This is a genomic window from Enterococcus sp. BSD2780061688st2 D3 (genome assembly GCF_005844145.1).
GTDB lineage: Bacteria > Bacillota > Bacilli > Lactobacillales > Enterococcaceae > Enterococcus_B > Enterococcus_B durans.
Genome location: NZ_SPHN01000013.1, coordinates 39,176 through 52,284, shown reverse-complemented (window position 1 = coordinate 52,284; position 13,109 = coordinate 39,176). Strand labels below are relative to the sequence as shown.

Annotated in this window: 10 protein-coding genes; all 10 read left to right on the top strand. The window is 39.4% G+C overall.

From position 1 onward, the window contains the following. Positions 1-16: 16 nt before the first annotated feature. The 10 genes from asnS to copB all read left to right on the top strand — a co-directional run bounded on the left by asnS (position 17) and on the right by copB (position 13,061). Positions 17-1,315 (top strand): asparagine--tRNA ligase, encoded by a 1,299-nt coding sequence (gene asnS / locus FGQ66_RS10895; RefSeq protein WP_005875563.1) that lies wholly within the window; start codon positions 17-19, stop codon positions 1,313-1,315. 623 nt (positions 1,316-1,938) lie between these two features. Next, on the top strand, positions 1,939-2,583 hold the full coding sequence (locus tag FGQ66_RS10890) for an SGNH/GDSL hydrolase family protein (protein ID WP_138302419.1): 645 nt from the start codon (positions 1,939-1,941) through the stop codon (positions 2,581-2,583). A 15-nt stretch (positions 2,584-2,598) separates the two neighbouring features. Next, positions 2,599-2,943, top strand: coding sequence for a hypothetical protein (locus FGQ66_RS10885; protein ID WP_138302418.1), 345 nt, complete (start codon positions 2,599-2,601; stop codon positions 2,941-2,943). A 190-nt stretch (positions 2,944-3,133) separates the two neighbouring features. Next, positions 3,134-5,212, top strand: a complete 2,079-nt coding sequence (locus FGQ66_RS10880; protein WP_138302417.1) for a heavy metal translocating P-type ATPase — start codon at positions 3,134-3,136, stop codon at positions 5,210-5,212. A gap of 363 nt (positions 5,213-5,575) precedes the next feature. Beyond that, the gene (locus FGQ66_RS10875) at positions 5,576-7,033 is read left to right on the top strand and encodes an APC family permease (protein ID WP_005875573.1); all 1,458 of its coding nucleotides are present in this window, start codon (positions 5,576-5,578) and stop codon (positions 7,031-7,033) included. Between the two features lie 185 nt (positions 7,034-7,218). Further along, on the top strand, positions 7,219-7,743 hold the full coding sequence (locus FGQ66_RS15225; RefSeq protein WP_171024603.1) for a P-loop NTPase family protein: 525 nt from the start codon (positions 7,219-7,221) through the stop codon (positions 7,741-7,743). Positions 7,744-7,834: 91 nt separating this feature from the next. After that, positions 7,835-8,275 carry a CopY/TcrY family copper transport repressor gene (locus FGQ66_RS10865; protein WP_005875576.1) on the top strand — a complete coding sequence of 147 codons (441 nt, stop codon included), beginning with the start codon at positions 7,835-7,837 and terminating at the stop codon, positions 8,273-8,275. Between the two features lie 13 nt (positions 8,276-8,288). Then, on the top strand, positions 8,289-8,498 hold the full coding sequence (gene copZ / locus FGQ66_RS10860; protein ID WP_138302441.1) for a copper chaperone CopZ: 210 nt from the start codon (positions 8,289-8,291) through the stop codon (positions 8,496-8,498). Then, on the top strand, positions 8,498-10,693 hold the full coding sequence (locus FGQ66_RS10855) for a heavy metal translocating P-type ATPase (protein ID WP_138302416.1): 2,196 nt from the start codon (positions 8,498-8,500) through the stop codon (positions 10,691-10,693). The genes copZ and FGQ66_RS10855 overlap by 1 nt, the downstream gene beginning before the upstream one ends. A gap of 115 nt (positions 10,694-10,808) precedes the next feature. Beyond that, on the top strand, positions 10,809-13,061 hold the full coding sequence (gene copB, locus FGQ66_RS10850; RefSeq protein WP_375811850.1) for a copper/silver-translocating P-type ATPase CopB: 2,253 nt from the start codon (positions 10,809-10,811) through the stop codon (positions 13,059-13,061). The last annotated feature ends 48 nt before the right edge of the window (positions 13,062-13,109 follow it).

Here is a 13,109-nt window from a genome sequence, read left to right as displayed (position 1 = left end):
ATAAAGGAGAGTCAACGTGGAACAAATTCAAATCATCGATTCGAAAAACCATGTGGGAGAAACAGTAAAAATCGGCGCTTGGGTAGCCAATAAGCGTTCAAGCGGAAAAATCGCCTTTTTACAATTAAGAGACGGTACTGCTTATTTCCAAGGAGTAGTCGTAAAAAGTGAAGTGTCAGAAGAAGTTTTCCAACTTGCGAAAAACTTGCACCAAGAAACATCGATCATCATAACAGGTGAAATCCGTGAAGATAGCCGTTCAAAATTCGGTTACGAAATTGGGATCTCTGACATTGAAGTGGTCAGTGAAAGTCATGATTACCCTATCACACCAAAAGAACACGGCACAGATTTCTTGATGGATCATCGCCATTTATGGTTACGTTCTTCAAGACAGCATGCGATCATGCAAATCAGAAATGAAATCATTCGTGCAACGTATGAATTTTTCAATGATCATCATTTTGTTAAAATCGATCCACCGATTTTGACTGGTTCTGCACCCGAAGGAACAACGGATCTATTTGAAACAAACTATTTTGATCAAAAAGCTTACTTATCTCAAAGCGGACAGCTTTATATGGAAGCTGCTGCAATGGCTTTTGGGAAAGTATTCTCATTCGGACCAACTTTCCGTGCGGAAAAATCAAAAACTCGTCGTCACTTGATTGAATTCTGGATGATCGAACCTGAAATGGCATTTATGCATCAGGAAGAAAGTCTAGAAGTCCAAGAACAATATGTCGCTTTCTTAGTGCAAAATGTTCTTGATCACTGTGACTATGCGTTAGATGTCTTGGAAAGAGACAAAGAAGTACTGAAAACTTATACAAAATTACCATTCCCACGTATCTCATACGATGATGCAATCGAATTATTGAAGAAAAACGGTTTCGATGACATCGAGTGGGGCGATGACTTTGGTTCACCACACGAAACATTCATCGCAAATTCGTTTGAACAACCTGTCTTTATTTTGAACTATCCGAAAGCAATCAAACCTTTCTACATGAAGCCACATCCAACCAGAGATGATGTTGTTATTTGTGCCGACATGATTGCTCCAGAAGGTTATGGCGAAATCATCGGTGGTAGTGAACGGGCAACGGATTACGAATTTTTATTAGAACAAATCAGAAACCATGGATTAGATGAAAACGAATATTCTTGGTATCTTGATCTACGTAAATATGGTTCTGTTCCCCATTCTGGATTTGGACTAGGTTTGGAACGTACGGTGACTTGGATTGCCGGTATTGATCATGTACGTGAAGCAATCCCATTCCCACGTTTATTGAATCGTATTTATCCATAGAAAAACAGCTAGCTGTCCTAGAGATACATGCTTCGGTTTTGATACAGTGAAGTGCTAGAAGCAACAGGAAAAGCAATCGCTAAACCCAAAGAAGGATTCCACGAACATTCATGATGAATGTTTGTGGGGCCTTTTTTAGTATTGACATATTCCTCATAGATAGCAAAAATCAAACTGTCTCTCAATGAAATGGCCAAGTACGAAGAAGTAAAATAGTTGAAAAAAAGAATTGCATATTTGTCTCTGGAAAATGATGGTATAATACGATTGTGTTGGTGTAAGATAGTCAAAATGAATGGCTACGCCTGATTAACAAGTTAAACGTAACGATAATGCAAAAATCTAATCGAAGCATGGAAGTTTGGAAGAAAAATCTGTAGAGTTATTTTAGTGCAGACAGCAAAAAAAGAGCAATTGCAAACAGCATGTTGGAATAGGAATGAAAAGACACATTCTCAATATTGCTTATTGTTCCCGAGTGAAATCTAAGCTTTAGATGCTGTGTTTTTTCTTTTATACGAATGTAAGCGAATACGTTAAGGAGGGAACCCAATCCTGAAAAGTTGCTGATTGATCATACACAAGAAAGAAAGCATAAATAGACACAATAGGAGGAAAGTAATTTGAAAAAACGTATTTTATTTATTGGTGATAGTATTACTGATTGTGGCAGAGAATATAATGACTCAAAGGATTTAGGTAATGGTTATCCATTGTTGGTAGCAAAACGATTGAGCACACAGTTTCCGACTATCGAATTTGATGTTCTTAATAAAGGCATCAATGGAAATAAGATTGCTGATCTACGAGCACGTTTTGACACAGACTGTTTGGACCTTGAACCAGATATCGTTTCGATTCTTATCGGTATCAATGATACGTGGCATAATGTGAATGATCCAACCACGTTTGCAACGGAGCAATCAATGGCGATGTTTGAAGAAGATTACCGTTACATGATCGAAAAATTGTTGGAGAAAGGGATAAAGCAGGTTGTACTAATGGAGCCTTTTGTATTACCAGAGCCACTTGATCGTCAGACTTGGCGCAAGGACCTTGATCCGAAAATACAGATCATTCGTAGGTTAGCGGAAGAATACCATCTGGTGTTTGTTCCCTTAGATGGAAAACTGAATGCGTTGGGAATTACTCAAGGATTCAGTAAATATACAGGAGAAGATGGCGTACATCCTACACTTGCCGGACATGAGATCATTGCTCAAAGTTGGTTAGAGTTTGTCGTACCTGAAATGTTAGTGAATCTTTGATAAAGGGTGAAACAAATGGAAATACGAGAAGCAAAAGCGGAGGATCTTCAACAAATCAACTTGCTTTTTAAAACTGCCAAAGGAGTACCTACTGTAAAAATAAAGGAGTATGATCTCCAAAATCCTACTCGGATCTCTGTAGTGGCTGAAGTGAGACAGTCAAATGGGACACCAAAGCTGATTGCCTTCGGTCAGGCCTTTCAAATAGACAAAACAGTGGGGATGCGTTCTGGGAAGCTAGTTGAAAAAGTGTTTATCGCAATCGAAGAAGAAGAAAAGGTCCAAACTGAATTTATCAAATACTGGCTACTTGCAGCAAAGAAAAGAAAGATCGCTGATTTTTTTATTGATTTACTTTGAACGTCATATTCTTTTTTGAATAGATAGTTTGATATTCAGAAATGGTCATTTTTTTTGAAAAAAGATAAAATCTGAAAAATATTTTTGTTCACTTCTCTAAAAGGACATTTTCCATTTGACACATGAGTGTTCATTCATATATAATCACTTATGAAGAGTTACTCATATGTAAAAGCGAGGAGTGAGGAAAATGAAGAGTTATTATTTAGATGGATTAGATTGTGCCAATTGCGCGATGAAAATCGAGAAAAAAGTGAATGAAATCAAAGGAGTAAAGCAAGCGACTGTCAATTTTACGACATGTAAACTGACGATCGAAGCGAGTGATAAAGATTTAGCAACAATTGAAAACGAAACGAAAAGAGTCGTAAAAGAAGTAGAACCAGATGTTTCGATGAAAGAGATTACCAAGAAAAAGCAAGAAGTTCAGGGAGAAAAAGATGACCATGAAAAACGTGCATTGCTACGTATCATCCTTTCTGCTATCGGCTTGCTGATTTTGTTCCTGTGGTCACCAGCTGAACCAATCAAATTTATCGGATTTTTGTTGATATACTTAGTCATTGGATTTGATATCATCAAACGGGCAGTCGGGAACATAATCAAAGGACAAATTTTTGATGAGAATTTTTTGATGGCGATTGCGACTATCGGAGCAATGCTGATCGGAGAATATCCAGAAGCAGTTGCAGTTATGCTGTTTTATCAAGTTGGTGAATACTTCCAAGGATTTGCAGTGAACCAATCGAGAAAATCGATTCGTGAATTGATGGCGATCCGTCCAGAAGTTGCCCATGTCCAAACAGAAAACGGGTTGATAACAAAGCAACCCGAAGATGTAGTGATTGGAGAGCAAGTATTAGTCAAACCTGGCGAACGTGTGCCACTAGACGGAACGATCCTTACAGGCCAATCATTAGTTGATACCTCGGCACTGACTGGAGAGTCTGTACCTAAAGAAGTGTTTGCTGGAGAAACTGTTTTAAGTGGATTTATCAATAAAAATCAGCCATTAGTGATCAAGGTCGAAAAGACGTATGAGAATTCTACGATTAGTAAACTATTGGAATTAGTTGAAAACGCAAGCAGTAAAAAAGCACCAGCAGAAAACTTCATCACGAAATTTGCTCGCTACTATACACCGATCGTCGTAGGGTTAGCTTTAGTACTTGCTGTCGTTCCACCCCTTGTGATCTCTGGGGCAGAATTTTCTGATTGGATCTATCGCGCGTTGACTTTCCTAGTGATTTCTTGCCCTTGTGCGTTAGTGATTTCTGTCCCATTAAGCTTCTTTGGCGGAATCGGTGGCGCAAGTAAAATTGGGGTATTGGTAAAAGGTGGGAATTATTTAGAATTATTGGCCCACACAGATACAATTGTTTTTGATAAAACCGGGACTTTGACAAAAGGTGATTTTTCTGTTCAAAAATTAGAAACAACTCTTGGGAAAACACAATTTATGCAATACGTAGCAAGTGCTGAACAATTATCTACCCATCCCATTGCACAAGCTGTTTTATCTGCTTATGAAGGTTCATTATTGCCAGTAGAAGAAATAGAAGAAGTGGCAGGAGAAGGAATCAAGGCGCAGATAGGTGGAAAACTTGTTTTGGTCGGTAATCACAAGTTAATGGAAAGATACCAGATCAAGAGCACGAAGAGTGAAGAAGTTGGTACCCTTTTATATGTAGCGCTGGATGGTGAATTTGTCGGTTATTTGGTGATTGCAGATACAGTGAAACCTGATGCGCAAGAAGCATTGCGCAAACTAAAACAAGTAGGGATCAAACAAACGGTGATGCTCACTGGGGATGCCCAAAATATTGCCGATCATATCGGACACAAACTTGGGATAGATAAGGTATACAGTGAATTACTGCCACAAGACAAGGTCGAAAAATTAGAAAATATCATGGAGAATGCAACACAACAAACCGCATTTGTCGGTGATGGAATCAATGATGCACCTGTTTTGGCGAGAGCAGATGTTGGAATTGCTATGGGTGGTTTGGGAAGTGATGCAGCAATCGAAGCGGCAGATGTGGTCATCATGAATGACGAACCCTCGAAAATCGTTGATGCAATTCGCTTATCTAGAAAAACGTTGAAAATCGTCAAACAAAATATCCTCTTTGCCATTGGTGTCAAAGTGCTTGTTCTATTATTAGGTGCATTCGGAATCGCTTCAATGGGTGATGCTGTTTTTGCGGATGTTGGCGTGACTGTCTTAGCCGTTTTAAATGCAATGAGATGTTTACGGGTTAAATAATACCTAGCCACTTACGGATAAAAAAGCCTTTATTTTTTCGAGTCTTCTCGATCAAATAGAGGTTTTTTTGTTGCGCTCATGTCAGAAAAAACACATAGCAACTGTTTTGATAAAAAACTATTAAAATAACTTCACTGATTTAATTTTTTCAGAATATTCTATAAAAAAGGAAAGCTTTTTTCATAAAATGTGCCTTTTTAAAAGGGTTTTACCTCGAAAAATGATAATAAGATGTAATAAAAATGTGTAATTGCTAAAATAATCCACAATTAAAATAACATTATATTGTAAAAATGTAAGAGTTTTATTATGATTACATGTGGATGTTAGTTTTACCTATTAAAATCAAAAAGGAGAGAACAAATGAACGATAAACAATTACGTTGGTTTACCGTGGCTTTAATTGCATTCAACATGGTGTGGGGTATGGGGAATGTAGTCAACAATTATGCGCAACAAGGGATTTCCGTTGTTACCTCTTGGTTATTGATTCTTGCTATTTATTTTATCCCCTATGCCTTAATTGTTGGACAACTTGGCTCCGCCTTCAAAGATAGCAAAGGGGGCGTCAGCTCTTGGGTAGAGAATACGACCTCGAATAAACGATTGGCGTATTATGCTGCTTGGACTTATTGGGTCGTCCATATTCCTTATTTGGCACAAAAACCACAAGCAATCTTGATTGCAGCTGGTTGGGCAGTTGAAGGAAATGGCAATATCGTCAATACGATGTCAGTCCAAATGGTGGCGGTCATCTCGTTGATCATTTTCTTAGCCTTCCTTTATCTTTCAACAAAAGGACTATCAACACTAAAAGTGATTGGTGGTTTGGCTGGTACAGCTATGTTCGTGATGTCTTTATTATTCATCTTGCTCGCTGTTACAGCACCATTCATCAATCCAACAATGGAGTTTGCGACTCCTCATATGAATGAAGTCAAAACATACATCCCTACATTTGACTTTAGCTATTTCACGACAGTTTCGATGTTAGTATTTGCGGTTGGCGGAGCAGAAAAAATTTCTCCATATGTCAATTCAACACGTAACCCTGCAAAAGAATTTCCAAAAGGGATGATCTTTTTAGCGGCAATGGTCGGCGTGTGTGCGGTCTTAGGTTCAGTAGCGATGGGGATGCTCTTTGCTAGTGACAATATCCCTAAAGATCTGATGGCAAATGGTGCATATAGTGCATTCCAGATCCTTGGGAATTATTATGGTATAGGAAATGTATTGATGATCATTTACGCATTGACAAATATGGTCGGCCAGATTTCTGCATTAGCCTTTTCGATCGATGCGCCACTAAAAATCTTATTAGCTGATGCTGATCCAAACTTTGTACCTAATTGGTTGCGCAAACGTAACCGCAAAGGAACACTAGTCAACGGCTATTTATTAACTGGGATTTTAGTCGGTATCATCATCTTACTACCGATCGTTGGGATCAAGGATATGAATGAACTAGTCAAATGGTTGACGAACCTGAATTCAGTAGTCATGCCAATGCGTTATTTATGGGTATTCTTAGCTTATATGATGTTGAATAAAGCGTATAAGAAATTCACTTCTGAATATAAGTTTGTTAAAAATCCAAAAATCGGCTTTATTTTTGGCGCTTGGTGTTTTGCATTCACTGCATTTGCTTGTATTTTGGGAATGGTACCAAAAGTCGAATATGCAGCTGATCCAAAAGCATGGTGGTTCCAGTTGGTCTCAAACGTCGTGACACCGATCATTTTGATTTTATTAGGAATGATCTTACCTGCAATTGCACGTAGAGATAAAAATAAAGTAGAAGAACCTGTTACTCAAGTATGATGAACAGAACGTGAGTCTATTCATGGATGGAGAAAAATATCCAATCGTTTGAAAGAACAGGAAATAAGCTGAAAATAAGAACAAAACGTTTATACGGATAAAGAGAGACAAGGCATAAGGATGCCTTGCCTCTCTTTTTTCCTATGGTAAGATAGAAAAAAAGATGAATGAAATGGGGAGAGTAAATGAAGCGAATGATTATCGGTCAAAGCGGTGCTGGGAAATCTACACTAGCAAGGAAGATGCAAACGATCACACATAGTCCTCTGTTACCACTAGACTTGTTATGGCATACCACAGATTACAGTGACGAGGCTGCAGAATGGTTCAAAGCAGAACAAATAAAATTCATGGCTGAAAATGAATCATGGATCATCGAAGGCAACTATACCGGTACAGCGACAGAGAGAATCGAAGAAGCAGATCAGATCATATTACTAAAAGTCCCCACACTCCTCGCAATCTACCGAGTGATTTTAAGAAGTATCAAAAGAAAAAGAAACAAAGCAACAAGACCAGATATGCCTCACACCTTTAGTGAAAAACTAGATAGCGAATATATAGAATTTCTCTCATTTGTTTTACATTATAAGAAAAAAAATGAACCGCGGTTATTGAATCGTATTGATCAACTAGGTGCAAGCGAAAAATTGATTATTTTGCACAACAAACGGGAGCAAACAGCATTTTTAAAGAAATTGAGCAAATAATAGGAGAAACCATTTGACATTTTTCGTTTACAGTTGTAATCTATATCCGTACTTAAGTTTACATCTGTAAACAGAAAGGAAGAGTGATGAGATGAAAGAAGTAACTTCCCCAATCAAGATCAGTGACTCTGAGTGGGAGATCATGCGAGTCATCTGGACCCTTGGTCAATCGACAGCACAAGAAATCACGCAGATACTCGCAGAATCCATGGAATGGAAAGCAGCCACAGTAAAAACTTTGTTGGGGCGTCTGGTGAAAAAAGAAGCGGTCTGGACAGAACAAGAAGGGAAAAAATTTATTTATCATCCTGCCGTTTCGGAGACGGAAACGGTTCGCAGTGCAACCGAGAATCTTTTTTCCCATATCTGCGCAAAAAGGATCGGGGCAACGATTGCTGACTTAGTGGAAGAAGCAACCTTGACGCAAGAAGATATCGAGATGATCTTAGACCAATTAAATAAAAAACAGCCAGTCGCATCCGTTGCATGCAACTGTATCCCTGGCCAATGCCATTGTAAGGAACATCAATAAGGAGGAATAAATGATGAAACAAGAACTTTCAATTAAAGGAATGAGTTGTAACCATTGTGTCGAACGTGTGGAAGAAGCCGTTCATTCACTTGATGGTGTAAAAAAGATAAAAGTCAATTTAAAAAAAGAAAATGGGATCGTGAAATATGATGAAGAAAAAATCCAATCGGAAAAAATCTGCCAGACGATCAATGCATTAGGCTATCAATCTGAGGTGATTTGATGGATGCCCAAACAAAAATGGATACATTTGTTATCACAGGGATGACCTGTGCGAATTGCTCTGCTCGAATCGAGAAAGAATTGAAAGAGCAACCGGGTGTTGTATCTGCAACTGTTAATTTAGCTACCGAAAAAGCTAGTGTGACCTATAAAGAAACGTCAACAGAAAAACTGATTCGCAGTGTCGAAAATATCGGGTATGGAGCAATCTTGTACGATGATGCGCATAAACAAAAGATTGCGGAAGAAAAAACGGCTTATCGCAAGAAAATGAAATTTGACCTGATTTTCAGTGCAGTATTGACGTTGCCGCTAATGTTGGCAATGATCGCGATGATGTTAGGGAACAATAGTGAGATCGTCCACTTTTTTCATCGTCCAATCGTTCAACTTATCTTAGCTATTCCAGTCCAATTTTATGTGGGATGGCGTTTTTATAAAGGTGCCTATCATGCATTGAAAACAAAGGCACCAAATATGGATGTCTTAGTCGCGATCGGAACGACTGCGGCTTTTGCTTTAAGTGTCTACAATGGCTTTTTTCCAAGTCATTCCACCGATTTATATTTTGAAAGCAGCAGTATGATCATTACGCTGATATTGTTAGGTAAATATTTAGAACATACAGCGAAAAGCAAAACAGGTGACGCGATCAAACAGTTGATGTCGTTACAGACAAAGACGGCTCAAGTGTTAAGAGATGGACAGGAACAAACAATCTCAATTGATGAAGTCAATCTATCAGATATCCTAGTGATCCGTCCAGGGGAACAGATACCGACAGATGGAAAGATTATTTCAGGGACTAGTGCCATCGATGAAAGTATGCTGACAGGCGAAAGTGTTCCAGTGGAGAAAAAGGAAAATGACTCTATCTTTGGAGGAACGATCAATACAAATGGTTTGATCCAAATGGAAGTTTCTCAAATTGGGAAACAAACAGTTTTGGCACAGATCATTCAAATGGTCGAAGATGCTCAAGGAAGCAAAGCACCCATCCAAAAGATCGCTGATAGGATCTCAGGGATATTCGTACCGATTGTTTTAGTGCTTGCAGTGTTAACGTTACTGATTACTGGATTTATGACCAATGACTGGCAACTTGCCGTGATCCATAGTGTCTCAGTTTTAGTGATCGCCTGTCCATGTGCGCTTGGTCTAGCTACACCTACAGCGATCATGGTAGGTACAGGAGTCGGCGCTCGCAATGGGATTTTGATCAAAGGCGGCGGAGCATTAGAAGCAGCGGCACATTTGAGCAGTATCATCTTAGATAAAACAGGCACGATCACTCGCGGTACGCCAGAAGTGACAGATGTTGTGGGGAACGAAGAAGTAGCTTCGCTCTTTTATTCATTAGAATATGCTTCTGAACATCCTTTAGGTAAAGCAATCGTCGCTTACGGAGAAACCCAAGGGATGATCGCTGAGCCAATCACAGATTTCACTGCCCATCCAGGAGCTGGCATCAGTGGAAAAATCAATGGACAGTTTTATTTTGCCGGTACCAGAAAGCGGTTGGAAGAAATGACCCTTTCATTTGATGAATTTCAAGAACAAGCGTTAGAATTAGAAGGACAGGGAAAAACAGTCATGTTCTTGGCAAATGACAAAAAAGTCCTTGGTTTGATCGCTGTATCGGATCAAATCAAAGATGACGCCAAACAGGCAATCGCACAGTTACAGAACAATGGTGTCGCAGTTTACATGCTGACAGGAGACAATCAACTTGCAGCTCAAGCAATCGGTAAACAAGTTGGAATCGATCCAGCACATATTTTCGCAGAAGTGTTACCGGAAGACAAAGCGAACTACGTTGAGAGCCTTCAGAAAAAAGGAGAAAAAGTTGGAATGGTCGGTGATGGGATCAACGATGCGCCAGCGTTAGCTCTTGCAGATGTAGGGATCGCTATGGGAAGTGGGACGGACATCGCAATGGAAGCTGCGGATGTCACTTTGATGAATAGTCATTTGACTTCGATCAGCCAGACGATTGCTCTTTCGACAGCCACTTTGAAGAAGATCAAGCAAAATCTATTTTGGGCATTTATTTATAATACGATCGGCATTCCATTTGCCGCACTCGGCTTTTTGAATCCTATCATTGCAGGTGGCGCCATGGCCTTTAGTTCTGTAAGTGTTTTGCTAAACTCCCTAAGTTTGAATCGGAGGATGACACATTCGAAGAAAGGATAGGGTAAAGATGAAAGAAAAAACAACACATCCAGAAAAACAGGTTTCTAATGAACAACATGAGCATAGAGAAATGGATCATGGCCACATGAACCATGAAGGTATGGATAATGAAGAAATGGATCATGGACAAATGGGACATGATCACATGAACCATGAAGGTATGGATAATGAAGAAATGGATCATGGACAAATGGGACATGATCATATGAATCATGAAGGTATGAACCATGAACACATGAATCATGAAGGTATGGACCATGGAGAAATGGACCATGAACACATGAACCATGAAGGTATGGACCATGAACACATGAACCATAAAAATATGAACCATGGACAAATGGACCATGGAAATATGAACCACGGAATGATGGATCACGATCACATGGATCATGGAAGTATGGGCGGAATGGACCATTCCATGCACATGGGGAATTTCAAACAAAAATTTTGGTTATCGCTTATTTTAGCTATTCCCATCATTCTCTTTTCACCGATGATGGGAATGGAATTTCCCTTCCAAATTACATTTCCTGGGTCAGAATGGGTAGTTCTAGTTCTTGCGACAATCCTTTTTGTATACGGCGGACAACCATTTTTAAGTGGTGCGAAAATGGAACTCCAACAAAAAAGTCCTGCAATGATGACCTTGATTGCTATGGGGATCACTGTTGCATATGTATATAGTGTCTATTCATTTGTCGCAAATCTGATCAATCCGCAAGCACATGTAATGGACTTCTTCTGGGAATTAGCCACATTGATCGTCATCATGTTGTTGGGGCATTGGATCGAAATGAACGCTGTTTCAAATGCTAGTAATGCATTGCAGAAATTAGCTGAATTACTTCCTGAGTCTGTTAAACGTCTGAAAAAAGACGGTACAGAAGAAACTGTCTCTCTCAAAGAAGTAAAAGAGGGGGATCATCTGATCGTTCGTGCCGGAGATAAGATGCCAACAGATGGTACGATCGTAAAAGGTGAAACGATCGTGGACGAATCTGCGGTTACTGGTGAATCTAGAGGCGTGAAGAAAAACGTAGACGACCAAGTTATTGGTGGATCGATCAATGGTGATGGTACGATTGAAATCACTGTAACAGGAACTGGCGAAAATGGTTATTTAGCGAAAGTCATGGACATGGTACGAAAAGCCCAAGGTGAAAAATCTAAGCTAGAATCATTATCAGATAAAGTAGCCAAATGGCTCTTTTATGTTGCATTAGTCGCCGGTATCTTGGCTTTTATTGCTTGGTTATTCTTAGAGAATTTACCAGATGCGCTAGAACGAATGGTTACGGTGTTCATTATTGCTTGTCCACATGCGTTAGGATTAGCGATACCTTTAGTAGTCGCTCGTTCTACCTCGATTGCAGCCAAAAATGGCTTGCTTTTAAAAAATCGCAATGCATTGGAACAAGCCAATGACTTAGATGTCATCATGCTGGATAAAACAGGGACATTGACTCAAGGCAAATTTACAGTGACAGGTCTCGAAGTGTTAACTGACAACTATACAAAAGAAGAATTGCTGAAATACATTGGTGCTTTGGAATCCGCAGCCAACCATCCGTTAGCGATTGGTATCATGAACTATCTAAAAGAAAAGGATATTGCCCCATATGAAGCGTTGAACCAAAAAAATCTAAGCGGTGTTGGTCTAGAAGCAGATGTTGAAGACCAAAAAGTGAAGATCGTCAATGAAAAAGAAGTGAAGCGCTTGGGGTTATCAGTTGATGCAAGCCGAGTAAAACCTTATGAAGAACAAGGAAATACAATAAGTTATTTGATTATTGGAGAACAACTGGCGGCAATCATTGCACTAGGTGATGTGATAAAACCAGAAGCAAAACAATTTATCCAAGCCCTTAAAGAAAAGAACATCACGCCTGTCATGTTGACTGGCGATAATCAAAAAGCCGCACAGGCAGTAGCAGAATATTTGGGTATCGAGAATTATTATGGTGGATTGTTACCTGATGACAAAGAAGCAATCGTGCAACAATATCTTGATAAAGGCAAAAAAGTGATCATGGTTGGTGATGGGATCAATGATGCTCCTAGCTTGGCACGTGCCACGATCGGAATGGCGATTGGTGCTGGGACGGATATCGCGATTGATTCGGCAGATGTTGTGTTGACAAACAGTGACCCTAAAGATATTTTACATTTCTTGGAATTGGCAAAACAAACAAGAAGAAAAATGATCCAGAATCTTTGGTGGGGTGCCGGTTACAACATTGTTGCTATTCCTTTAGCAGCGGGAATCTTAGCCCCAATCGGAATTATTTTAAGTCCCGCAGTGGGTGCAGTATTGATGTCACTAAGTACAGTAGTTGTTGCTTTGAACGCACTAACGCTGAAATAGTAAAAAACTGAAAGAAAATCAAAAAAAGACAATTCTTAAAATAGCAGA

Coding starts and splice junctions, on each gene's coding strand:
- FGQ66_RS10855 (WP_138302416.1), top strand. CDS start 8,498: ATGGATGCCCAAACAAAAATGGATACATTTGTTATCACAGGGATGACC.
- FGQ66_RS10885 (WP_138302418.1), top strand. CDS start 2,599: ATGGAAATACGAGAAGCAAAAGCGGAGGATCTTCAACAAATCAACTTG.
- FGQ66_RS15225 (WP_171024603.1), top strand. CDS start 7,219: ATGAAGCGAATGATTATCGGTCAAAGCGGTGCTGGGAAATCTACACTA.
- FGQ66_RS10880 (WP_138302417.1), top strand. CDS start 3,134: ATGAAGAGTTATTATTTAGATGGATTAGATTGTGCCAATTGCGCGATG.
- copB (WP_375811850.1), top strand. CDS start 10,809: ATGGATCATGGACAAATGGGACATGATCACATGAACCATGAAGGTATG.
- FGQ66_RS10865 (WP_005875576.1), top strand. CDS start 7,835: ATGAAAGAAGTAACTTCCCCAATCAAGATCAGTGACTCTGAGTGGGAG.
- FGQ66_RS10875 (WP_005875573.1), top strand. CDS start 5,576: ATGAACGATAAACAATTACGTTGGTTTACCGTGGCTTTAATTGCATTC.
- copZ (WP_138302441.1), top strand. CDS start 8,289: ATGAAACAAGAACTTTCAATTAAAGGAATGAGTTGTAACCATTGTGTC.